Raw genomic sequence first — 22,867 nt, forward strand, 5'->3', positions numbered from 1 at the left:
TCAAGGGATTATCAAGGCAGGCTGTTTTCTTCTGCGGCGGGAGCGTACGGCAGAACAACGCGAATCTGCAGGCCGCCGCTCGCCGGTAGCGATGCGCTGATGCGCCCCCCGTGCGCCACGCAGATAGCGCGCGCAATGGATAATCCGAGGCCGCTGCCGCCGGAGTGTCTGGCGCGGGACGCCTCCTCGCGGGTAAAACGTTCAAACATATCCGGTAAAAAATGCCTCGCCACGCCGGGCCCGTCATCGACAAAATCAATGGTGTAAGCGCCCTCGCCGCGGCGCAACGTAATTGCCAGATGTCCCCCCCTGCGCCCGTAACGTACGGCATTTTCCATCAGTACGCTAAATACCTGGCCCATGCGAAAAGCATCGCCGCGGAAGGGACAGGACGGCGATGGCTGAATGGCGATCGTCACGCTCTGCGCGTCCGCCTGCGGCGTTAACCATGCGGCTCGCTCCTGAAGGAGCTCATCCAGACAAAATGGCCGCTCATCGAGCACCAGATTGCCGGCATCCGCCAGGGAAAGCAGATGCAGCTCATCGGTCAATCGATTCAAATGCTGGAGTTGTTTCATCACCATCTCCAGCTGCTGCGGCTGGGTATCAAAAACGCCATCCAGCATGCCCTGCAGACGGCCAATCGCCGCCGTCAGCGGGGAGCGAAGCTCATGCGCCATCGCAACATGCGAGGCGCGGAGTTCTTTATCATAGCGGGCCAGCTGGCCGGTCATTTTGTTAAAGTCGGCAGCAAAGCGGATCATTTCCGCTGGCGCGTCCTCAATCAGCTCCGCCTGGCGGCCAAATTGCCCCCCGGTGACGTCCTTCGCCGCATCACGAAGACGGCTGAACTGCAGCGAGAGTGGACGGGCGTAGCGGAGCCCCATAACGACAATGAAGGGGATCATGACCAGCACCAGCACCGCCACGGTCACCCAGTCCGCCGAGGCGATAGAGGGCGTGGAATAGCTCAATCCCCACCAGGTATCGACAATCTGATGAAAACGCGCCGGGTTGGCCTCCGGATTGCGGCTGAGCGCAATGAATTCCTCCCGCAAAGCGGGCGGCATTTTGTGCATGATCCAATAGTTTTGCACGGCGAAACGCAGCCACATACAGGTGGCGATAACCATCACGCTGCCGATGGCCAGTGCCAGAATGCGCCCGCAAATCCAGCGCCAGAGAGAGGAGTGACGGGTCTTCATCATGGCTGTCTGAACCTGTAGCCCACGCCGCGAACGTTGACTAGCACCCCGGATACCCCCGCCCCCTCCAGTTTTTTACGCAGGTTATAAATATGCGTATCCACCACGCGCTCAAGCGCTTCGCTCTCAGGAAGGCAGCGCTCCAGCAGATACTGTCGCGAAAAGGGACGGACGGGGGCGCGCATCAGCGTAGCCAGAAGCGAAAACTCGGTCGGGGTAAGATCGAGAATATGGACAGGTTCCCCCGGATTGCTGACGGCCGCGACGATGGCAGCGACGTCCACCTCCAGCCCCTGCCAGCGCAGAATGTATTCCTGCGTCTCCGCTTTGCGGCTCCGCCGGAGCACGGCCTGAACTCGCGCCACCACTTCGCCGGGATGATAGGGTTTCACCACATAATCGTCGGCGCCATAGCGCAGCGCGCCAATACGATCGGGCATATCCCCCATCGCGGTAACCATAATCACCGGCACATCGCTTTTCCGCCGCAGGCTGGCCAGCACCTCGGTGCCGTTCAGCCCGGGCAGCATCACGTCCAGCAGAATCAGATCGGGTTTCCAGCGCTGCGCCATATCCAGCCCAGCGAGGCCATCCACGGTGACCGCCACGTCATAGTTTTCCCGGCGTAAATAGGCCTCAAGCACCCCGGCCGCATCGGCGTCATCTTCAATTATCAACACTCTTCTGGACAACATCTGTTCACCTTGACCGTTTCTTAACACTATCCCGACCGTTCATTGATTTAGCAAAACCATACTGCACCGGCATTCTGCGGCGCGTCCTTATCGACGGCGCCCGCGTCCACGTGGAGAACAGTATGATAGCCAGAAAAATTTCGCCGTATATGGTCGTGCCGTTTTTAATGGCAATAACACCCGGCGCGCGTGCCGATGAAGCCGCCGCGCCTTCCGATGGGCTGACTATCGGGGTGGGCGGAAAATACGCGCCTCGTTACAGCGGCTCTGACAAGCAGAGTTGGCAGGTGGTTCCCGTGCTACAGGGGCGGAAAGGCGCTTTCTTTATTGATAGCCAAAAAGGCATAGGCTATGACCTGGCTGGCGACAGCGGTCTCTACTTCGAGCACACGCTCGGTTATGACCTCGGGCGAGCGGAAAAAAACTCAGGCTGGCGCGATGGGGCGAATACGCTGAAGGGGATGGGTAATATTAAAGCCACCATGAATACCGCCTTCGCCGTCGGCTGGTCGGTCACGCCGTGGCTCACCGTTGAAGGTAAGGCTACGCTTCCGCTCACCGACGCCCAGGGCGTGCATTATCAGACCTCCGCAACCCTCCTGCTGCTCCAGAATTCGCAGGATATCGTTGCCCTACAGTCCGCCGCGCTGTTTGGCGACAGCCGGTACGCCAATACCTTTTACGGGGTCGATCAACGGCAGAGCGCCCGTTCCGGCTATCGCCCCTATCGCGCACCCGGCGGATTTTACGGCATCGACAACGCGCTGACCTGGAGCCATCAATATGACGAGCATTGGGGTTCCACGCTCAGCGCCGGCTATACCTGGCTCGGAGAACACGCCGCTGACAGCCCGATAGTCTCACGGCGCAATGAAGGTTCCGTGACCGCGGCAATCACCTGGACATTTTAATCGATCCTGCGCTCGTCCAGACACCCACCGCGCCGGTTATGCGCCGCGGCTGACCCGCATCAGTTGATTAATAAAACCTGAAGCGCTGTTCACGTGAATGATAAGCTTCTGCAGCGTTACATTTAAATGTTAAGGAAGGAAAATGAGCACCATTGCCGTTGTTGTTCTGACTTACGTTAAACCGCTTGATCAGGTAGACGCCCAGCTTGCTGCGCACGTGGAATGGCTAAAGCAAGGCTATGCTGACGGAATATTTCTCGCTTCGGGGCGTAAAATCCCCAGGTCCGGCGGCGTGATTCTGGCTAAAGGCGATGATATGGATGGGCTGCAAAACTGGCTGAGCCAGGATCCATTTCAGCAATCGGGCGTAGCGAAAGTCGAGATCGTTCCGTTTGAAGCCACGATGGCCGCTCCTTCACTGCAGGCTCTTCTGTAGTGCAGCAAAAAACAAAGCCCGGTCACCCGGGCTTTGCAGACGCAGAAGAACTCAGTAGTAGGCTTTCAGCGCGCGCTGGCAAAGCGTTGAGCGCACGCAATCATCGGTTGTAAAGCGCACAATACCCACCATCTCATCCTCTTCAAAACGCGCCAGCGCATCGGTCAGACCCGACCGTACGCCTGAAGGTAAATCGCACTGGGTAATGTCGCCGTTGACGATAACCGTCACGTTCTCCCCGAGGCGGGTCAAAAACATCTTCATTTGCGCAGCGGTCACGTTCTGGGCCTCGTCCAGAATCACCACCGCATTTTCAAATGTACGTCCGCGCATATAGGCGAACGGCGCGATTTCCACCTTGCCGATTTCCGGACGCAGGCAGTACTGCATAAAGGAAGCCCCTAGCCTTCTCACCAGCACGTCATAGACCGGTCGGAAATAGGGAGCAAACTTCTCGGCGATATCTCCCGGTAAGAAGCCGAGATCTTCGTCGGCCTGCAGAACGGGACGGGTAACAATAATTCTGTCCACATCCTTATGGATCAGGGCTTCAGCTGCTTTTGCCGCGCTAATCCAGGTCTTACCGCACCCGGCCTCGCCCGTGGCGAAGATCAGCTGTTTATTGTCGATGGCATTCAAATAATGCGCCTGAGCGTCATTGCGCGCTTCGATTGGCGATGCGTCGCGGCTATCCCGCGCCATGCCAATGGCTTCTACGCCACTCATTTGCACAAGCGATGTGACCGATTCTTCTTCGCGCTGCTTATGGCTTCGCGAATCCTGTCTCAGCACACGTTTGGCCTCACGACGAGCTCTGGTCACTGCTTTTTGTCTTCCCATGGATAGCACCTTGCGTTGTTGGTTTACATCACACGCGCCACGATCGACGCGATTATGCGCACTAACGATTGAGGTTTGGCTTCCTTGTAAGCCATTGCTTGCCTGACGAATTGGCAGAGGGTCACGGCTACGCGCACCGGTAACCTTGCCTGGGTTCTGGTTTTCTTTGATAGAGGAGGAGGATTTTGCGGTGTGAAAATCGCGGCCGGAAGTTGGGCTCCCGTGCTGATAAGTACGGTCTGGGGTTTGACTTTTTCCGTTACAGCAATCGGGCATTCGCGATCTCCATAATGAAACGAGACTACTGCCGAGAACTACCGCGCCTGTAATAAGTACATCAGAAATAATTCTAAGCGCAACTTATTTTTCACACACGGACAACAAATAATTCTCATCGCAGCTGAGGAGAGTTTCCGACTATAAGATTACAGAAAAATGAAACAAGGCAGGAAATACAAAAAATGAATGGAAAAACAGCAGAAAACGCCCTGCCCTTGCGGGCAGGTACGTCAGGCTTCGAGCAGCGATTGCCCGAGATAATGCCGATCGTCGATAACCCCCGGCAGAACAAAGAAATAGCCGCCGCCAATGGGCTTCACGTACTCCTCCAGCGCTTCTCCATTCAGGCGCTTTTGCACCGTCAGGAAGCCATTTTCCAGATCGTGCTGGTAGCAAACAAACAGCAGCCCCATGTCCAGCTGACCGGAATTGGTCACCCCCAGCGAATAGCTATAGCCCCGGCGCATCATCAGGCTGGATTCGGTTTCCGGGGTACGCGGGTTCGCCAGACGAATATGGCTATCGAGCGCAATGGTATCGCCGTCAGGGTCTTTGCTGTAATCAGGGACATCGTGCTCGTGCTGCATCCCAAGCGGCGCGCCGCTCAGTTTATCGCGGCCAAAAATAGTCTGCTGCTCTTTCAGCGGAGTGCGATCCCAGAACTCAACGTGGAACTGAATAATCCTCGCCGCCTGATAGCTGCCGCCCGTCGCCCACGCAGGCTCTCCCTGGTCGGCGGTGACCCACACCACTTTATCCATTAGCGCCTTATCGGTGCTCACCGGATTCGCGGTGCCGTCTTTGAAGCCCAGCAGATTCACCGGCGTCTCTTTACCCTTGCTGCGCGCGGCGCTGTCGGAGATAAACCCTTCCCGCTTCCAGCGCACGCTGAGCAAATCCGGGGTGTGCTTAATCACATCCCGCAGGGCGTGAATCACCGTATCCTGGGTGTTGGCGCAAATTTGCAGCAGCAGATCGCCGTGGCACAGCGCCGCATCCAGCGAATCGTTCGGAAAACGCGTCATCTTTTGCAGCCTCTTCGGCGCCTGATGAGCCAGGCCGAAACGCTCGTCAAACAGCGAATGCCCCACCGAGACGGTGATCGTCAGATTATCCGGGGCGATCCACGGCCCGAGAATGCCTGAGTCCATCGGCGGCAGCCGCGGGTTCGGCGTCTCCGGCGCGGGACCGCCTTTGGTCAGAAAGGCAATACGCCGGGTCAGCAGGCGAAACAGCCGCTCAAGGTCCGCTTTATCGCTGGCCAGCACATCAAAGGCGACAATCATCATCGACGCCTGCTGCGGGGTCAGCACCCCTGCCTGATGTGGACCATAAAACGGCTGCGCTTCCTGACGCGCATCCGGCGACACCGTACCCGGAGAGCTATTGTCTTTTGCCGCGTGCGCCACCGGGCAGCCGCCGGATATCGCCAGCGCGCCGCCAAGCGCGCCAATCCCTTTTAACAACCGCCGCCGGGACGGTTGATTAACATCATATTTTTGCTCAGCCATCGCCTTAGTCCAGACCCAGGATCCCGCGCAGCTGGGCCAAATCTTCCGCCAGCGTGGTGATCGGGCCTTTCAGCGCGTTACGATCGGCATCCGTCAGCTTGTCATAGGCCTCAAAGCCATCTTTGGTGCGGTATTTGCTGAGAATTGCGTCCACCTTTTTGAAGTTGGCATCCACCTTCGCCAGCAGCGCGCTGTTCTCTTTTTGCAGCTGCGGACGCAGCAGGTCGACGATTTTTTGCGCGCCGTCAATGTTGGCCTGGAAATCCCACAGGTCGGTATGGCTGTAGCGATCTTCTTCTCCGCTGATTTTGCTGGCGGCCACTTCTTCAATCAGACCGGCCGCGCCGCCGACCACTTTTGACGGCGGGAACGCCAGTTCGCTAATGCGTTTTTGCAGCTCGAGAACGTCAGCGTTCAATTGATCGGCATAGTTATCCATTCCCTTGACGCTGTTATCGCCAAACAGCGCTTTTTCCAGCCGGTGGAAGCCGGTGAATTTCGGATCTTCGGCTTTTTTCTCGTAGTCATCCTCGCGGGCGTCAATGCTGCCATCGAGATCGGAGAACAGTTCGGCGATCGGTTCAATACGTTCATAGTGCTGGCGCGTCGGCGCGTACAGCGCTTTCGCCTTCTCGATATCGCCCGCTTTCACCGCATTGGTAAAGGCTTTCGTGCCGCTAACCAGCTCCGCGGTCTCGGCGGTGACCCAGGCTTTATAGGCGGTAATGGCTTCACCCAGGCTGAGCAGCGCATCGGCTTTGGCGGCATCTTTGGTCGCCTCGCCGGTCACCGTCAGTTTGCCTTTCGGGTTAGTCAGCAGGCCGCAGGTCATATCATATTCACCCGGCTGCAGGTTGGCCGTCAGCTTTTGCGTAAAGCCGGGGGCGATATTCTCCCGCTCTTCCACCACCATCACCCCTTTCAGAATCTCCCACTCCAGCGCTTTCTGGCTGTGGTTCTGAATGATGAACTGGGTTTTACCCGCCTTCACGGTGACGTTCATCGGCTCGCACTGTTTGTCGGTGACGGTCACTTTGACCTGCGGAATATCGGCCGCCTGGGCGTAAAAAGCCGAGCTGAACAGCGCAGCAAGCGTAAGCTGCAGCGCATTACGACGAAAATGATTCATCATGACCATCCCTTTCGATAAGTATGTTGTCACTATTGCAATCCGCGATGCCCGACTACGCTGCCCGGGATGCGGTGGTTTTTTTACCCGGCGGCGAGACGTACAGCACCAGCGCCGGGATCAAATAGATAAAGTAGACCGCCACTTCGCTGACGGTCGGCGTTTCCTGATAGCCGAAGATCCCTTCCAGCAGCGTGCCGAATAGGGTGTGCGTCGAAATGACGTTGCTCAGGTCGAAGGCGACCGCCTGGAAATGGTTCCACAGTCCGGCCTCATGGAAGGCGCGGATAGCCCCCGCGGCGAGACCTGCGGCCACCAGTAAAATAAACAGGCTGGTCCATTTGAAAAAGACGGCGAGATTCATGCGGATGCCGCCCCAGTAGATCAGGAACCCTAAAACGATGGCCGTCGCGAGGCCGAGCATCGCGCCGATGGGCGGCCAGATTCCGACATCCTGCTGGAAAGCGGCGAGCAGGAAAAAGACCGATTCCAGGCCTTCACGCGCGACGGCGAAAAAGACCATCATCACCAGCGCCCAGCCGTGGTTATTTCCGCGCTGGAGGGCATTATCAACCGCCTGCTCAAGCTGCTGTTTGACGTTGCGCGACACCTTACGCATCCAGAACACCATCCAGGTCAGAATGCACACCGCCACCACCGCCACGATGCCTTCGAACAGCTCCTGCTCGCGCTGCGGAAACTCGCCGGTGGTTTCGTTGATAAAAATTCCGAGGCCCAGGCACAGCGCCGCCGCAAGCAGCACCCCAATCCACATGACGCCAATCCAGCTACCGCGCTGGGTGCGTTTCAGATAGCTGGCAATCAGGCTGACAATCAGCGCAGCTTCCAGGCCTTCACGTAACATGATGAGAAATGGGACAAACATGCCAACACCCTTAAATGTGAACCGCAGTCAACTGATGCAAAGATAGGTAAATATTTATGATAGTGATTATCATTACAATAATCAGAAACACAAGTGAAATATGGAGTGAATGATGACGATTTGTAAATCAGTCGCGAACAAATAATGACTTGCGCGATTATCTCGCAGCCCAGGCCCCTCGGGCAGCAGGACGGGATTTTTTGCGCCAGATATTTACCCGGCTGCCCAGCTGTGGCTAAATGGCGGCCTTATTGACCTGCGAAATAAACGACATGACTCAATTCTTGCACTTCCTGCTGGCGCTGGTGGTTATCCTCGCCCTTGCCTGGCTTGCCAGCTACGACCGTAAAAAAATCCGCATTCGCTATATTATCCAGTTAATTATTATTGAAGTTGCCCTGGCTTTCTTTTTTCTCCACGCCGAAAGCGGCCTGTGGCTAGTGAAAAATATCGCATCCTTTTTTGAATCACTGCTCGGCTTTGCCGCCGAAGGCACCAACTTTGTATTTGGCGGCATGAGTGAAAAAGGGCTGGCGTTTATTTTCCTTGGCGTGCTGTGCCCCATTGTCTTTATCTCCGCGCTCATCGGTATTCTTCAGCACTGGCGTATTCTGCCAATTTTTATTCGCCTGATTGGCACCCTGCTGTCAAAGGTTAACGGTATGGGTAAGCTGGAGTCCTTCAACGCGGTCAGTTCGCTGATTCTCGGTCAATCAGAGAACTTTATTGCCTATAAAGGCGTGCTCGGCGATCTCTCTTCCCGCCGCCTGTTCACCATGTCGGCCACCGCGATGTCGACGGTGTCGCTCTCCATCGTCGGCGCTTATATGAGTATGCTCGACGCGAAATACGTCGTCGCCGCGCTGATCCTGAATATGTTCAGCACCTTTATTGTGCTGTCGATCATTAACCCGACGCGTCCGGGCAGCGAGGAGGAGATCAAGCTTGAAAAACTGCATGAATCCCAGAGCTTCTTTGAAATGCTCGGTGAATATATTCTGGCCGGTTTTAAAGTCGCGATGATTATTCTGGCGATGCTGATTGGTTTTATCGCCTTAATTAGCGCCATAAATGCCCTGTTCGCCACGATATTTGGCCTGAGCTTCCAGCAGATCCTCGGCTACGTCTTTTATCCCCTGGCGTGGCTGATTGGCATTCCGCTTAGCGATGCGCTGAACGCCGGGAGTATTATGGCGACGAAACTGGTGGCCAATGAATTTGTCGCCATGATTGAGCTGCAAAAAATAGCCGCTAGCATGACGCCGCGCGGGCTGGGAATTTTATCCGTGTTCCTGGTTTCCTTCGCCAACTTTGCCTCTATCGGCATTATCGCCGGGGCGATTAAAGGCCTGAACGAGCAGCAGGGGAATATCGTTTCCCGCTTTGGCCTGCGCCTGGTGTATGGCGCAACGCTGGTCAGCCTGCTCTCCGCCAGCTTTGCGGGGCTGGTACTGTAACCGAAGCGCGTTTGGCCTGTTACCCCGGGGTAACAGGCCCGCGTAGCTATGTAGCCCGGGTAAGGCGTTAGCCGCAACCCGGGAATATCACCTGATTCAAATTAAAAATGTACGCAGACCGGCTGGTCAACGCGCATCACCGACTCCTGAGCAAAGCGTGATTTATAGGTCGTGCGCAGCGCCTCAATCCCCTCTTCGCTCTTCTCATCTTTGCCGTGAATCAGCATCAGCGCTTTGCTCTGCTCGCGCGCCACGGTACCGTCATTGCCCAGCCACTGCCCGCGCGCGTCAAAGACCGTCAGGCCATCGCGAAAGCGCGGCGTCACGTCGCGGTCAACGAACTGCTGCCACTCCTGCGCGGTAATATCCTTCCCGGCCGGACGGCTTAAGCCGAAATAAAGCGTGGTTTGCACCATGGCGTTATCCGCCGGGCAGGCGTTAGCGTCCGCCGCCGGAGCCCTCTTCGCGGCGGGCGCTACGCAGCCGCTTAATATCCCTGCCAGTACCAGCGCCACTGCACCCTGTTTGAAACTCATTTTGCTACCCTCATTGTTATTTGTGCTGAGATATCAGCGTATTTTCAAGCCATTAGCAAGAGACATAAATAACAAAGCCCGCATTACGCGGGCTTGATGGGGTTGCGGAGGCTTACTCGGCGGTCGCGCGCACCGGCGGTGCGGAGTGATAATGGGCGTCCGCTTCGGCGAAGCGTCGCTGCATCTCGGCGGAAGGCGCTTTACCCAGCAGGCTGAAGACCACAATCCCCAGGCTACCAAAGATAAAGCCTGGGATGATTTCATACAGGCCCAGCCAGCCGAACTGCTTCCAGATAATGACCGTTAAGGCGCCGATGATCATCCCGGCCAGTGCACCGTTACGGGTCATTCGTGACCACATCACCGAGAACAGCACCACCGGGCCAAACGCTGCGCCAAAGCCAGCCCATGCGTAGCTCACCAGACCCAGCACGCGGTTTTCCGGGGTGGCCGCCAGGGCGATCGCAATTAACGCGACGAGCAGCACCATAAAGCGTCCTATCCATACCAGCTCTTTCTGTCCGGCATTTTTACGCAAAAACGCTTTATAAAGATCTTCAGTAATGGCGCTTGAACACACCAGCAGCTGGCAGCTCAGGGTGGACATCACCGCCGCCAGAATCGCCGACAGCAGGATCCCGGCAATCCACGGGTTGAACAGAATCTGCGCCAGTTCGATAAAGACGCGTTCAGCGTTCTGATTAACCGCACCGGCAACGGCCGGGTTGTTATTGAAGTAGGCAATTCCGAAGAAACCGACGGCCACGGCGCCCGCCAGGCAGAGGATCATCCAGGTCATGCTGATGCGACGGGCGTGAACGATGCTGTGATGCGAATCCGCCGCCATAAAGCGCGCCAGAATATGCGGCTGACCAAAATAGCCCAGGCCCCAGCCCATCAGCGAAATAATCGCCACGAAGTTCAGGCCCTTGAGCATATCAACGTTCTCAATGCTCTTTTGCTTAATCACTTCCAGGGAATCGCCAAACCCGCCGACGGAAATCACCACCATCACCGGCGTCAGGATCAGGGCGAATATCATCAGGCTGGCCTGAACGGTATCGGTCCAGCTTACCGCGAGGAAGCCGCCGACAAAGGTATAAATAATGGTTGCCGCCGCCCCGGCCCACAGCGCGGTTTCGTAGCTCATGCCAAAGGTGCTTTCAAACAGACGCGCGCCGGCCACAATACCGGAAGCGCAATAGATGGTGAAAAATAACAAAATGACCAGCGCCGAGATAATGCGCAGCACGCGGCTTTTATCTTCAAAACGGCCGGTGAAATAATCCGGCAGCGTCAGGGCGTTATTATTCGCCTCGGTATGCACCCGCAAACGCCCCGCCACCAGCTTCCAGTTAATCCATGCGCCTAACGTCAGGCCAATGGCAATCCAGCTTTCGGAAATACCGGAAATAAATATCGCCCCCGGTAGCCCCATCAGCAGCCAGCCGCTCATATCGGAGGCTCCGGCGGAGAGCGCGGTGACGAATGGGCCAAGGCTGCGGCCGCCGAGAATATAATCATCAAAGTTCTTTGTCGAGCGCCAGGCAATAAAGCCGATGAGTACCATGCCAAAAATATAAACAATAAAAGTCACCAACATGGGTGTGCTAATAGCCATGTAAAAATCTCCAGAATTTTTGTCGACAGCGTCCAAATTTGTCGTTTTATCCACTACCGGAACGGGGCAATGGCCTATTGGTTGTATTGGGCGACCGTATCCTGACGGAAGCTTTGTTTTTTCACAAACGATTTAACACAGCATTTACACGAAATGCTTCCGGGACCAAACTTCATTTTGTTATAGGTTGCACTCTCTCACGTTTTTAGCGGTTGCACCACGCAAAAGTGTTAAGTGACGCATAGAAATACCTTATTAGACAGGGGATAAATACCTGCTATTTTCATCATCATTTTTAACATTCCCGGCGTTTTTCTACCTGCCACACAATTCTCAATTAACAAGGTTGCACAAAGTTGCAACATGGTAGATATTTCTACGCAACCTCATCTTGGCACGAAGACGTTCTATTACAGGAGTTCCTGACATGGGCACCACCACCATGGGTGTAAAACTTGACGACGCGACGCGTGAACGCATTAAATCCGCGGCGAGCCGTATTGACCGCACGCCGCACTGGCTGATTAAACAGGCCATTTTCAACTATCTGGAAAAGCTGGAAAACGACGAGACGCTGCCGGAGCTGCCGGCGCTGCTGTCCGGCGCGGCGAACGAAAGCGATGAGGCCGGTCATCCGGCTGACGAACCTTATCAGCCCTTCCTCGATTTCGCCGAGCAGATCCTGCCGCAGTCCGTTTCCCGCGCGTCGATCACCGCCGCCTGGCGCTGGGCCGAAACCGACGCCGTGCCGATGCTGCTGGAGCAGGCTCGCCTGCCGCAGACTCTCGGCGAACAGGCGCACAAGCTCGCCTATCAGCTGGCGGAGAAGCTGCGCAATCAGAAAACCGCAAGCGGCCGCGCCGGAATGGTGCAGAGCCTGCTGCAGGAGTTCTCGCTCTCCTCGCAGGAAGGCGTGGCCCTGATGTGCCTGGCGGAAGCGCTGCTGCGCATTCCCGACAAAGCCACCCGCGATGCCCTGATCCGCGACAAAATCAGCAACGGCAACTGGCAGTCGCATATCGGCCGCAGCCCGTCGCTGTTCGTCAACGCCGCCACCTGGGGGCTGCTGTTTACCGGCAAGCTGGTCTCGACCCACAACGAAACCAGCCTGTCGCGCTCGCTGAACCGTATTATCGGCAAAAGCGGCGAACCGCTGATTCGTAAAGGCGTCGATATGGCGATGCGCCTGATGGGCGAGCAGTTCGTCACCGGCGAAACCATCGCCGAAGCGCTGGCCAACGCCCGCAAGCTGGAAGACAAAGGCTTCCGCTACTCCTACGATATGCTGGGCGAAGCGGCGCTGACCGCCGACGATGCCCAGGCCTATATGGTCTCCTACCAGCAGGCGATCCACGCCATCGGCAAAGCCTCCAACGGACGGGGCATTTATGAAGGACCGGGCATTTCGATTAAGCTCTCCGCGCTGCACCCGCGCTACAGCCGCGCCCAGTACGACCGCGCGATGGAAGAGCTTTACCCGCGCCTGAAATCGCTGACCCTGCTGGCGCGCCAGTACGATATCGGTATCAACATTGACGCCGAAGAGGCCGATCGCCTGGAGATCTCTCTCGATCTGCTGGAAAAACTCTGCTTTGAACCGGAGCTGGCGGGCTGGAACGGGATTGGCTTTGTGATCCAGGCCTATCAGAAACGCTGCCCGTTCGTGATTGACTACCTGATCGACCTCGCGACCCGCAGCCGTCGCCGCCTGATGATTCGTCTGGTCAAAGGCGCCTACTGGGACAGCGAAATCAAACGCGCGCAGATGGACGGTCTCGAAGGCTATCCGGTCTATACCCGCAAGGTCTACACCGACGTCTCCTATCTGGCCTGTGCGAAAAAGCTGCTGGCGGTGCCGAGCCTGATCTATCCGCAGTTCGCGACCCATAACGCCCACACCCTGGCGGCAATTTATCAGCTGGCCGGGCAGAACTACTACCCGGGACAGTACGAATTTCAGTGCCTGCACGGCATGGGCGAGCCGCTGTACGAGCAGGTGACCGGTAAAGTCGCCGATGGCAAACTCAACCGCCCGTGCCGTATCTACGCGCCGGTCGGCACCCACGAAACGCTGCTGGCCTACCTTGTGCGTCGTCTGCTGGAAAACGGCGCCAACACCTCGTTTGTTAACCGGATCGCCGACAGCACCCTGCCGCTGGATGAGCTGGTTGCCGACCCGGTCGCCGCGGTGGAAAAACTGGCCCAGCAGGAGGGCCAGGTGGGTCTTCCGCACCCGAAAATCCCGCTGCCGCGCGACCTTTACGGCAAAGACCGCAGCAATTCAGCCGGTCTGGATCTCGCCAACGAGCATCGTCTGGCCTCCCTCTCCTCCTCGTTATTAAACAGCGCGCTGCATAAATGGCAGGCACTGCCGATGCTGGAGCACCCGGTGGCCGAAGGCGAAATGCAGCCGGTCGTGAACCCGGCAGAGCCAAAAGATATCGTCGGCTACGTGCGCGAAGCCAGCGAGGACGAAGTTCAGCAGGCGCTGACCAGCGCGGTTAACAACGCGCCAATCTGGTTCGCCACCCCTCCGCAGGAGCGCGCGGCGATCCTCGAACGCGCCGCGGTGCTGATGGAAGGCCAGATGCCGACCCTGATGGGCATCCTGGTGCGCGAAGCGGGGAAAACCTTCAGTAACGCCATTGCCGAAGTGCGCGAAGCGGTGGACTTCCTCCACTACTACGCCGGTCAGGTGCGCAACGATTTTGACAACGAAACCCATCGCCCGCTGGGCCCGGTCGTCTGTATCAGCCCGTGGAACTTCCCGCTGGCGATCTTTAGCGGACAAATTGCCGCCGCGCTGGCGGCAGGCAATACCGTGCTGGCAAAACCGGCCGAGCAGACGCCGCTCATCGCCGCTCAGGGCGTGGCGATCCTGCTGGAAGCGGGCGTACCGCCGGGGGTTATTCAGCTGCTGCCGGGCCGCGGGGAAACCGTCGGCGCCGCGCTGACTTCCGACGAGCGCGTACGCGGCGTGATGTTTACCGGCTCAACCGAAGTCGCCACCCTGCTGCAGCGCAATATCGCCAGCCGGCTGGATGCTCAGGGTCGTCCGACGCCGCTGATCGCCGAAACCGGCGGCATGAACGCGATGATCGTCGACTCTTCAGCATTAACCGAGCAGGTGGTGATCGATGTGCTCGCCTCGGCGTTCGACAGCGCGGGGCAGCGCTGCTCCGCCCTGCGCGTACTCTGCCTGCAGGATGATATCGCCGATCATACGCTGACCATGCTGCGCGGCGCGATGGCCGAGTGCCGGATGGGCAATCCGGGCCGTCTGACCACCGATATCGGGCCGGTGATTGACGCCGAAGCCAAAGAGAATATTGAGCGCCACATCCAGACGCTGCGCGCCAAAGGGCGCAAAGTCTTCCAGGCGGTGCGCGAAACCGGCGAAGATTCCCGCGAGTGGACCAGCGGTACTTTCGTTCCGCCGACGCTGATTGAGCTCGACAGCTTCGATGAGCTGAAAAAAGAGGTCTTCGGCCCGGTGCTGCACGTAGTGCACTATAACCGCAACGAGCTGGACGGGCTGGTCAAACAGATTAACGCCTCCGGCTACGGTCTGACCCTCGGCGTGCATACCCGTATTGACGAAACCATCGCTCAGGTCACCGGCAGCGCCAACGTCGGCAACCTGTACGTCAACCGTAATATGGTCGGCGCCGTGGTCGGCGTGCAGCCGTTCGGCGGCGAGGGCCTGTCGGGTACGGGTCCAAAAGCCGGCGGCCCGCTGTACCTGTATCGACTGCTCTCCAGCCGCCCGCAGAACGCCGTCGGGATTACCCTCGCCCGCCAGGACGCGGAGTATCCGCTGGACGCGCAGCTGAAGACGCTGCTGGAAAAACCGCTGGTCGCTTTACAGCAGTGGGCGGCGGATCGCCCGGAGCTGCAGGCTTTGTGCCAGCAGTTCAGCGAGCAGGCGCAGGCCGGAACCCAGCGTCTGCTGCCGGGGCCAACCGGCGAGCGCAACACCCTGACCTTTATGCCGCGCGACCGCGTGCTGTGCGTGGCCGATAATGAGCAGGACGCGCTCACCCAGCTGGCGGGCGTGACCGCCGTTGGCTGCGAAGTGCTGTGGCCGGACGCCCCTCTGCAGCGCGAGCTGGCGAAAAAGCTGCCGCGTGAGGTCAGCGCGCGGATCTACTTCGCCAAAGCGGAAACCCTGACGACCGAGCCTTTCGATGCGGTTATCTACCACGGCGATTCCGATCAGCTGCGGGAGCTGTGCGAACAGGTGGCGGCGCGCGATGGCGCGATCGTGTCGGTGCAGGGCTTCGCCCGCGGCGAGAGCAATCTGCTGCTGGAGCGCCTCTATATTGAACGTTCGCTCAGCGTCAATACCGCCGCGGCCGGCGGCAACGCCAGCCTGATGACGATTGGCTAAGCCCGCTTCCCGGGTTGCGGCTGATGCCTTACCCGGGCTACCCAACCACAGCCCGCACTATCAGTAGCCCGGGCAAGGCGCTTTGCGCCGCCCCCGGGAAAGCAGACGGCACAACGTCAGCTAATGACACCAGACGCAGGCTGTGGTTAATTAAGGCTCCCGGACGGGAGCTTTTTTTATGGGAGTTGACCAATGAAACGCACTTTACTCGCTTTTGCCGCGCTGCTGGCAAGCACCCATGCGCTGGCGGACGAATGCAGCAACGCCAGCAATCAAACGGAAATGAACCAGTGCACCGCCGAGCGGTACCAGGCTGACGACAAAAAACTAAATGAAACGTACCAGGAAGCGCTGAAGCGCGCCTCCGGCAAGCAGCAGGAGTTGCTGAAAAAAGCGCAGCTGTCGTGGATTGCCCTGCGCGACGCCGACTGTCAATTCCTCGCCTCCGGCGCTGAAGGCGGCAGCGTACAGCCGATGCTGATCAACCAGTGCATGTCCGATAAAACCGTCGAGCGCGAATCGTTCCTCGCCTCGCTGCTGCAGTGCGAGGATGGCGATCAGAGCTGCCCGCTGCCGCCCGCCAATTAACGTACGCGAATCCCTTCGATAATCATCCGCTGGACGTTATCGACGGTTTGCTGAAAAAACGCCTCATCGCGCAGCGTCGCGCCGGTTACCGCCTCAACCTGAGTGGCGAAATCGGCGTAATGCTGTGTGGTCGCCCAGATCATAAAGATCAGATGCTGCGGGTCAACCGGCGCCAGCCTGCCGCTCTCGACCCAGCCGGAAATAATCGCCGACTTTTCATCCACTAGCGCTTTCAGATCGCCGGTCAGCTCGCCCATCAGCAGCGGCGCGCCCTGCAGCATCTCCAGGCAGAACAGCCTTGACGCCTGCGGGTGATCGCGGGAAACCTCCAGCTTAAGGCGGATATATTCGCCGATGGCCACCAGCGGGCTGATATCTTCGCGGAAGGCCTTTAGCGGCGCCAGCCAGATAGCCAGAATCTGCTGCAGCACGGCAATATACAGCGCCTCTTTCGACGGGTAGTAGTAGAGCAGGTTCGTTTTCGATACCCCGGCCAGTTCGGCGACCTGCTCAAGCCGCGTACCGTGGATACCAAACTGCGAGAACGCGTCCAGCGCGGCGGCCAGGATAGCCTCTTTTTTCGCGCTCACCGCCTGTGAGCGTTTGCCGATCTTTTTCACGCCGCCCTGTGCCATTCGTTATCTCCTTCTTTTCACGCCATCAGCATAGCAAAAGCCCAGCGCCGACACGACTCTCTGCACCCTGATTGCGCACGACTGCGGTTTTTTCGTGCACCTATTTTGACCATTCAGTCCACTTTTATTGCTGCTATTTTCAGCAACCATCCAGTAACACCTTAATAACATTAGCCTTTGCAAAACTGGCATCGCCTTTGCTTTATCTTTCAGGCGAGGTGATTGAGGGAGATGCAGGATGCAGCGCCGCGCCTTCTTGTTCAACGACATGCAGAGAGGTAGGTATGAAAATTGGTGTCTTCGTTCCGATTGGTAATAACGGCTGGCTGATTTCCACCCATGCTCCCCAGTACATGCCGACGTTTGAGCTCAATAAGGCCATCGTGCAAAAAGCCGAACACTACGGCTTCGATTTCGCGCTGTCGATGATTAAACTGCGCGGCTTCGGCGGCAAGACCGAATTCTGGGATCATAATCTGGAATCCTTCACCCTGATGGCCGGACTGGCGGCCGTCACTTCGCGCATTCAGATCTACGCCACCGCCGCCACGCTGACGCTGCCCCCGGCGATCGTCGCCCGCATGGCCTCAACTATCGACTCTATCTCCGGCGGCCGCTTTGGCGTCAATCTGGTCACCGGCTGGCAAAAACCGGAATACGAGCAGATGGGCATCTGGCCGGGCGACGACTACTTCGCCAGCCGCTACGACTATCTCACCGAATATGTCCAGGTCCTGCGCGACCTGTGGGGAACCGGGCGCAGCGACTTTAAAGGCGACTACTTCACGATGAACGACTGCCGCGTCAGCCCGCAGCCGTCGCAGCCGATGAAAGTGATCTGCGCCGGGCAAAGCGACGCCGGTATGGCGTTCTCCGCCCAACACGCTGACTACAACTTCTGCTTCGGTAAAGGCGTGAACACCCCTGCCGCCTTTGCCCCCACCGCCGCGCGCATGATGCAGGCGGCGGAAAAAACCGGCCGCGACGTCGGCTCCTACGTCCTGTTTATGGTGATCGCCGACGAGACCGACGAGGCGGCCCGCGCCAAATGGGAACATTACAAAGCCGGCGCCGATGACGAAGCGCTGGCGTGGCTTACCGAACAGAGCCAGAAAGACACCCGCTCCGGCAGCGACACCAACGTGCGCCAGATGGCCGATCCCACCTCGGCGGTCAACATCAATATGGGCACCCTTGTCGGCTCTTACGCCAGCGTCGCCCGCATGCTCGACGAAGTGGCGGCGGTCCCCGGCACCGACGGCGTGCTGCTGACGTTTGATGATTTCCTTATCGGTATCGAAGCCTTTGGTCAGCGCATTCAGCCGCTGATGCGCTGCCGCGACCATATCGCCACCATGACTCAAGAGGTTGCCTGATGATTACCCTGCCCGCTCGCCCGGAATCCCTGACCTTTGCGCCGCAGCAGAGCGCGCTGATCGTTGTCGATATGCAGAACGCCTACGCCAGCCAGGGCGGCTATCTCGACCTCGCCGGATTTGACGTTTCCGCCACCCGCCCGGTTATCGACAATATCAACGTCGCCGTGGCCGCCGCGCGCGCCGCCGGGATGCTGATTATCTGGTTCCAGAACGGCTGGGACGACCAGTACGTGGAGGCCGGCGGCCCCGGTTCGCCGAATTTTCATAAATCCAACGCGTTGAAAACCATGCGAAAGAACCCGGAGCTGCAGGGCAAGCTGCTGGCGAAAGGCGGCTGGGACTATCAGCTGGTCGATCAGCTTAAGCCGCAGCCCGGCGATATCGTGCTGCCGAAACCGCGCTACAGCGGCTTCTTTAACACCGCGCTCGACAGCATTCTGCGCAGCCGCGGCATCCGCCATCTGATCTTTACCGGTATTGCCACCAACGTCTGCGTGGAATCGACCCTGCGCGACGGCTTCTTCCTCGAGTATTTCGGTATCGTGCTGGAAGACGCCACCCATCAGGCCGGTCCGGCGTTCGCCCAGCAGGCGGCGCTGTTCAATATCGAAACCTTCTTTGGCTGGGTCAGCGATGTCGCCAGCTTCTGTACCGCCCTTGAGCCCGCCGCGCCGCGCGCCTTTTCCGAGGAGAAACGTTATGCCTAAACAGGTGATTATTCCGCCAGGCACCACCACGCCTATCGCCCCGTTTGTCCCGGGCACGCTGGCCGACGGCGTGGTTTACGTCTCCGGCACCCTGCCGTTCGATAAGCAAAACAACGTGGTTTATATCGGCGACCCAAAGGCGCAAACCCGCCACGTGCTGGAAACCATCAAGAGCGTTATCGAGACGGCGGGGGGCAGTATGGCGGATGTGACCTTCAACAGCATCTTTATCACCGACTGGAAAAACTACGCCGCGATTAATGAGGTCTACGCGGAGTTCTTCCCCGGCGACAAACCGGCGCGTTTCTGCATTCAGTGCGGGCTGGTGAAGCCCGATGCGCTGGTGGAAATAGCCACCGTCGCGCATATCGGGAAGCCGGCATGATGAAGCTAAATGTCTCCCCGGCGCCTTATCCGGGCGCGCCGGTGGTGGTTCTGAGCGCCGGGCTCGGCGGCGCGGGCGGCTACTGGCTACCGCAGCGGGCGGCGCTCGAACCGCACTATCAGCTGGTGAGCTATGACCATAACGGCACCGGTGAAAACGGCGGCCCGCTGCCCGTCGGCTACAGCATGGCGGCCATGGCGCAGGAGCTTAACGCAGCGCTGCAGGCGGCGGGGATTGTGCGTTTTGCGCTGGTCGGTCACGCCCTGGGCGCGCTGATCGGTCTGCAGCTGGCGCTGGACCATCCCGAAGCGATAAGCGCCCTGGTGCTGGTGAACGGCTGGCTGACGCTCTCCCCGCATACCCGCCGCTGCTTTCTGGTGCGCGAACGCCTGCTGCACGCGGGCGGCGCGCAGGCGTGGGTAGAAGCGCAGCCGCTGTTCCTCTATCCGGCGGAGTGGATGGCTTCTCGCCTGCCGCGGCTGGAGGCCGAAGACGCGCTCGCCATCAGCCATTTCCAGGGCAAAGAGAATTTACTGAAAAGGCTGAACGCCCTCAAGCAGGCCGATTTTTCGCGGCGGGCGGCAGCGATAACCTGCCCGACGCTGATTATCAGCGCCGCTGACGATCTGCTGGTCCCGGCCTCCTGCTCCCGCGTGCTGCAGGCGGCAATCCCCGGCAGCCAGCTGGCGGAAATGGCCTGGGGCGGCCACGCCTGCAACGTCACCGATACCGCCACCTTTAACCCTATTTTATGCGATGGGCTGGCCGCAATGCTGCCCGTCCCCCAGGAGAACCTATGAGCGAAGCCATTAGCCCGGCCGCCTGCGCCGCGCTGTTTACCGAGGCCCGAACCCACAACGGCTGGCTGGACAGGCCGGTCAGCGACGAGCAGCTGCGTGAAATCTACGCCTTGCTGAAAATGGGACCGACCTCCGCTAACTGCTCCCCGGCGCGCTTCGTTTTCATCCGCACACCGGAAGGCAAAGAGAAGCTGCGCCCGGCTCTGTCGAGCGGCAACGTTGCGAAGACCCTGCAGGCGCCGGTCACCGCTATCGTCGCCTGGGACAGCGCGTTCTATGACCGGCTGCCGGAGCTGTTCCCTCACGGCGACGCCCGCAGCTGGTTTACCTCCAGCCCGCAGATGGTGGAAGAGACCGCCTTTCGCAACGGTTCATTGCAGGCGGCGTACCTGATTTTCGCCTGCCGCGCGCTGGGCCTCGACACCGGCCCCATGTCGGGCTTTGACCGCGAAAAAGTCGATGCGGCGTTTTTTGCCGACGGCGCCTGGAAAAGCAACCTGCTGATTAACATTGGCTACGGCGATCCCGGCAAGCTGTACGCTCGCCTGCCGCGTCTGCCTTTTGATGATGCCTGCCAGCTGGCATAAGGAGCCCGCATGTCTACTGCCGATAAACAAAGCTTTCGCGACGCCATGGCCCACGTCGGGGCGGCGGTCAACATCATCACCACCGATGGTCCCGCAGGCCGCGCCGGCTTTACCGCCAGCGCCGTCTGCAGCGTTACCGACGCGCCGCCCACGCTGCTGGTGTGCCTGAATCGCTCCGCCTCGGTGTGGCCGATCTTCAGCCAGCACCAGGCGCTGTGCGTCAACACCCTGGCGGCCGGCCAGGAAGAGCTCTCGAACGTTTTCGGCGGTAAAACGCCGATGGCGGAGCGCTTCGCCGCCGCCGACTGGCAAACCGGCGCGACCGGCTGTCCGCGTCTGGAAGCGGCGCTGGTCAGCTTCGACTGCCGCATCAGCCAGATCGTCAGCGTCGGAACTCACGACATCCTGTTTTGCGAAGTGGCGGCGATTGTACGCCATCCGGAACCGCGCGGACTGATGTGGTTCGACCGCGGCTACCACACGCTGATGCGTCCAGCCTGTTAACCCTAAACCCAGGATCTCATCATGGCTCTCTTCGATTTTCCTCGCAGGCAGTTAACCTCCCCCTCCGCCGCGTCCGGCGTCGTGGCCCCCGATGAACGGCTGTCGGTCGGGCAAACCGTGGTGATGGGCGTTCAGCACGCGGTGGCGATGTTTGGCGCGACCGTTCTGATGCCAATCCTGATGGGGCTGGATCCCAATCTGTCGATCCTGATGTCCGGCATCGGCACCCTGCTGTTCTTTTTGGTTACCGGCGGGCGCGTGCCGAGCTACCTTGGCTCCAGCGCCGCCTTTGTCGGCGTGGTCATCGCCGTTACCGGCTTCAACGGCCAGGGGCTTAACCCGCACCTTAGCGTCGCGCTGGGCGGCATTATCCTCTGCGGGCTGGTTTATACCCTGATTGGCCTGGTGGTGATGAAAATCGGCACCCGCTGGATTGAGCGGCTGATGCCGCCGGTTGTCACCGGCGCGGTGGTCATGGCGATAGGCCTTAACCTCGCGCCCATCGCGGTACGCAGCGTATCAGCAACGCCGTTCGACGGTTGGATGGCGGTGCTGACGGTGCTGTGCATCGGCCTGGTCGCGGTGTTTACCCGCGGGATGCTGCAGCGGCTGCTGATCCTCGTCGGGCTGATTATCGCCTGCGCGCTGTACGCGCTGCTGGCCAACGGCCTCGGGCTGGGCAAGCCGCTGGATTTTAGCCTGCTTGAGCAGGCGGCGTGGTTCGGTTTGCCGCAGATGACCGCCCCGACCTTTAACGGCCAGGCAATGATGCTGATCGCTCCCGTGGCGGTGATTCTGGTGGCGGAAAACCTCGGCCACCTGAAGGCGGTTGCCGGGATGACCGGGCGCAATATGGACCCGTATATGGGCCGCGCGTTCGTCGGCGACGGACTGGCAACAATGCTCTCCGGCTCGGTTGGCGGCAGCGGTGTGACCACCTACGCGGAGAATATCGGCGTGATGGCGGTCACCAAAGTGTACTCGACGCTGGTCTTCGTCGCGGCGGCGCTGATTGCGATGCTGCTTGGGTTTTCACCGAAATTTGGCGCGCTGATCCATACCATTCCGGGACCGGTGATCGGCGGCGCATCGATTGTGGTGTTCGGCCTGATTGCCGTCGCGGGCGCGCGAATTTGGGTGCAGAACCGCGTGGATTTGAGCCAGAACGCAAATCTGATTATGGTGGCGGTGACGCTGGTGCTGGGGGCGGGCGACTTCGCGCTTTCGCTCGGCGGCTTTACCCTCGGCGGCATCGGGACGGCCACCTTCGGCGCGATCCTGCTCCACGCTCTGCTTAACCGCCGTCCGCGTGAGGCCGGGCAAACCAACGTCACCCCGGTATGAAAGCGTGCGACGCCAGCAGACCCGTACCGGGAAATCCCCGGT

Annotated in this window: 21 protein-coding genes; 12 read left to right on the forward strand and 9 right to left on the reverse strand. The window is 59.1% G+C overall.

Annotation, left to right across the window (positions count from 1 at the left end; all coding sequences use genetic code 11):
• Positions 1 to 11: 11 nt before the first annotated feature.
• Both CDA56_RS21690 and CDA56_RS21695 read right to left on the reverse strand, forming a co-directional pair.
• Positions 12 to 1,208 carry a sensor histidine kinase gene (locus tag CDA56_RS21690; protein ID WP_032749615.1) on the reverse strand — a complete coding sequence of 399 codons (1,197 nt, stop codon included), beginning with the start codon at positions 1,206 to 1,208 and terminating at the stop codon, positions 12 to 14.
• Complete coding sequence (locus CDA56_RS21695; RefSeq protein WP_103814005.1) at positions 1,205 to 1,900, reverse strand: response regulator; 696 nt, start codon at positions 1,898 to 1,900, stop codon at positions 1,205 to 1,207. Before CDA56_RS21695 ends, CDA56_RS21690 begins: the two co-directional genes overlap by 4 nt.
• 122 nt (positions 1,901 to 2,022) lie before the next feature.
• Between CDA56_RS21695 and CDA56_RS21700 the strand changes: the two genes are divergently transcribed.
• A complete protein-coding gene (locus CDA56_RS21700; RefSeq protein WP_102802839.1) occupies positions 2,023 to 2,811 on the forward strand; it encodes a MipA/OmpV family protein in 789 nt (262 codons plus the stop codon).
• Between the two features lie 142 nt (positions 2,812 to 2,953).
• Positions 2,954 to 3,247: a YciI family protein gene (locus CDA56_RS21705; protein ID WP_014838068.1), complete on the forward strand. Its 294-nt coding sequence runs from the start codon at positions 2,954 to 2,956 to the stop codon at positions 3,245 to 3,247.
• A gap of 51 nt (positions 3,248 to 3,298) precedes the next feature.
• Here the strand turns inward: CDA56_RS21705 and phoH are convergent, their stop codons facing one another.
• From phoH to efeU, 4 genes are all read right to left on the reverse strand, one after another.
• Entirely contained in the window at positions 3,299 to 4,087 is a 789-nt protein-coding gene (phoH, locus tag CDA56_RS21710; protein ID WP_014228807.1) for a phosphate starvation-inducible protein PhoH, read from the reverse strand.
• Between the two features lie 509 nt (positions 4,088 to 4,596).
• Positions 4,597 to 5,877 (reverse strand): iron uptake transporter deferrochelatase/peroxidase subunit, encoded by a 1,281-nt coding sequence (gene efeB, locus CDA56_RS21715; RefSeq protein ID WP_025106255.1) that lies wholly within the window; start codon positions 5,875 to 5,877, stop codon positions 4,597 to 4,599.
• A 4-nt stretch (positions 5,878 to 5,881) separates the two neighbouring features.
• Complete coding sequence (gene efeO / locus CDA56_RS21720) at positions 5,882 to 7,009, reverse strand: iron uptake system protein EfeO (RefSeq protein ID WP_102802840.1); 1,128 nt, start codon at positions 7,007 to 7,009, stop codon at positions 5,882 to 5,884.
• 52 nt (positions 7,010 to 7,061) lie between these two features.
• Positions 7,062 to 7,892, reverse strand: coding sequence for an iron uptake transporter permease EfeU (gene efeU / locus CDA56_RS21725; protein ID WP_009653546.1), 831 nt, complete (start codon positions 7,890 to 7,892; stop codon positions 7,062 to 7,064).
• A 272-nt stretch (positions 7,893 to 8,164) separates the two neighbouring features.
• Between efeU and CDA56_RS21730 the strand changes: the two genes are divergently transcribed.
• Positions 8,165 to 9,349, forward strand: coding sequence for a NupC/NupG family nucleoside CNT transporter (locus tag CDA56_RS21730; RefSeq protein WP_014228804.1), 1,185 nt, complete (start codon positions 8,165 to 8,167; stop codon positions 9,347 to 9,349).
• 101 nt (positions 9,350 to 9,450) lie between these two features.
• Here CDA56_RS21730 and CDA56_RS21735 read toward each other — a convergent pair whose 3' ends face one another.
• Together CDA56_RS21735 and putP are read right to left on the reverse strand one after the other, a co-directional pair.
• A complete protein-coding gene (locus CDA56_RS21735; RefSeq protein WP_025106253.1) occupies positions 9,451 to 9,885 on the reverse strand; it encodes a DUF3574 domain-containing protein in 435 nt (144 codons plus the stop codon).
• A gap of 112 nt (positions 9,886 to 9,997) precedes the next feature.
• Positions 9,998 to 11,506 carry a sodium/proline symporter PutP gene (gene putP / locus CDA56_RS21740; protein WP_104011425.1) on the reverse strand — a complete coding sequence of 503 codons (1,509 nt, stop codon included), beginning with the start codon at positions 11,504 to 11,506 and terminating at the stop codon, positions 9,998 to 10,000.
• 427 nt (positions 11,507 to 11,933) lie between these two features.
• Between putP and putA the strand changes: the two genes are divergently transcribed.
• Complete coding sequence (gene putA / locus CDA56_RS21745) at positions 11,934 to 15,896, forward strand: trifunctional transcriptional regulator/proline dehydrogenase/L-glutamate gamma-semialdehyde dehydrogenase (protein ID WP_102802841.1); 3,963 nt, start codon at positions 11,934 to 11,936, stop codon at positions 15,894 to 15,896.
• Between the two features lie 192 nt (positions 15,897 to 16,088).
• On the forward strand, positions 16,089 to 16,484 hold the full coding sequence (locus CDA56_RS21750) for a lysozyme inhibitor LprI family protein (protein WP_014228800.1): 396 nt from the start codon (positions 16,089 to 16,091) through the stop codon (positions 16,482 to 16,484).
• Here CDA56_RS21750 and rutR read toward each other — a convergent pair.
• Positions 16,481 to 17,119: an HTH-type transcriptional regulator RutR gene (gene rutR, locus CDA56_RS21755; RefSeq protein WP_004849813.1), complete on the reverse strand. Its 639-nt coding sequence runs from the start codon at positions 17,117 to 17,119 to the stop codon at positions 16,481 to 16,483. The genes CDA56_RS21750 and rutR overlap by 4 nt on opposite strands.
• 284 nt (positions 17,120 to 17,403) lie before the next feature.
• On the opposite strand from rutR, the gene rutA reads away from it, so the two are divergent.
• From rutA to rutG, 7 genes are read left to right on the forward strand one after another with little or no spacing between them, the layout of a single operon-like run.
• On the forward strand, positions 17,404 to 18,495 hold the full coding sequence (gene rutA, locus CDA56_RS21760; RefSeq protein WP_032749627.1) for a pyrimidine utilization protein A: 1,092 nt from the start codon (positions 17,404 to 17,406) through the stop codon (positions 18,493 to 18,495).
• Positions 18,495 to 19,205, forward strand: a complete 711-nt coding sequence (gene rutB / locus CDA56_RS21765; RefSeq protein WP_004849808.1) for a pyrimidine utilization protein B — start codon at positions 18,495 to 18,497, stop codon at positions 19,203 to 19,205. Before rutA ends, rutB begins: the two co-directional genes overlap by 1 nt.
• On the forward strand, positions 19,198 to 19,590 hold the full coding sequence (rutC, locus tag CDA56_RS21770) for a pyrimidine utilization protein C (RefSeq protein ID WP_004131297.1): 393 nt from the start codon (positions 19,198 to 19,200) through the stop codon (positions 19,588 to 19,590). Before rutB ends, rutC begins: the two co-directional genes overlap by 8 nt.
• On the forward strand, positions 19,587 to 20,390 hold the full coding sequence (gene rutD, locus CDA56_RS21775) for a pyrimidine utilization protein D (protein WP_025106249.1): 804 nt from the start codon (positions 19,587 to 19,589) through the stop codon (positions 20,388 to 20,390). Before rutC ends, rutD begins: the two co-directional genes overlap by 4 nt.
• Positions 20,387 to 20,977: a malonic semialdehyde reductase gene (locus tag CDA56_RS21780; protein ID WP_014228796.1), complete on the forward strand. Its 591-nt coding sequence runs from the start codon at positions 20,387 to 20,389 to the stop codon at positions 20,975 to 20,977. The genes rutD and CDA56_RS21780 overlap by 4 nt, the downstream gene beginning before the upstream one ends.
• Positions 20,978 to 20,986: 9 nt before the next feature.
• Positions 20,987 to 21,481, forward strand: coding sequence for an NADH-dependent FMN reductase RutF (gene rutF, locus CDA56_RS21785; protein WP_004849801.1), 495 nt, complete (start codon positions 20,987 to 20,989; stop codon positions 21,479 to 21,481).
• A 21-nt stretch (positions 21,482 to 21,502) separates the two neighbouring features.
• A complete protein-coding gene (gene rutG, locus CDA56_RS21790) occupies positions 21,503 to 22,825 on the forward strand; it encodes a pyrimidine utilization transport protein G (RefSeq protein ID WP_104011426.1) in 1,323 nt (440 codons plus the stop codon).
• Positions 22,826 to 22,867: the final 42 nt, after the last annotated feature.

This window comes from Klebsiella michiganensis, assembly GCF_002925905.1.
Lineage (GTDB): Bacteria > Pseudomonadota > Gammaproteobacteria > Enterobacterales > Enterobacteriaceae > Klebsiella > Klebsiella michiganensis.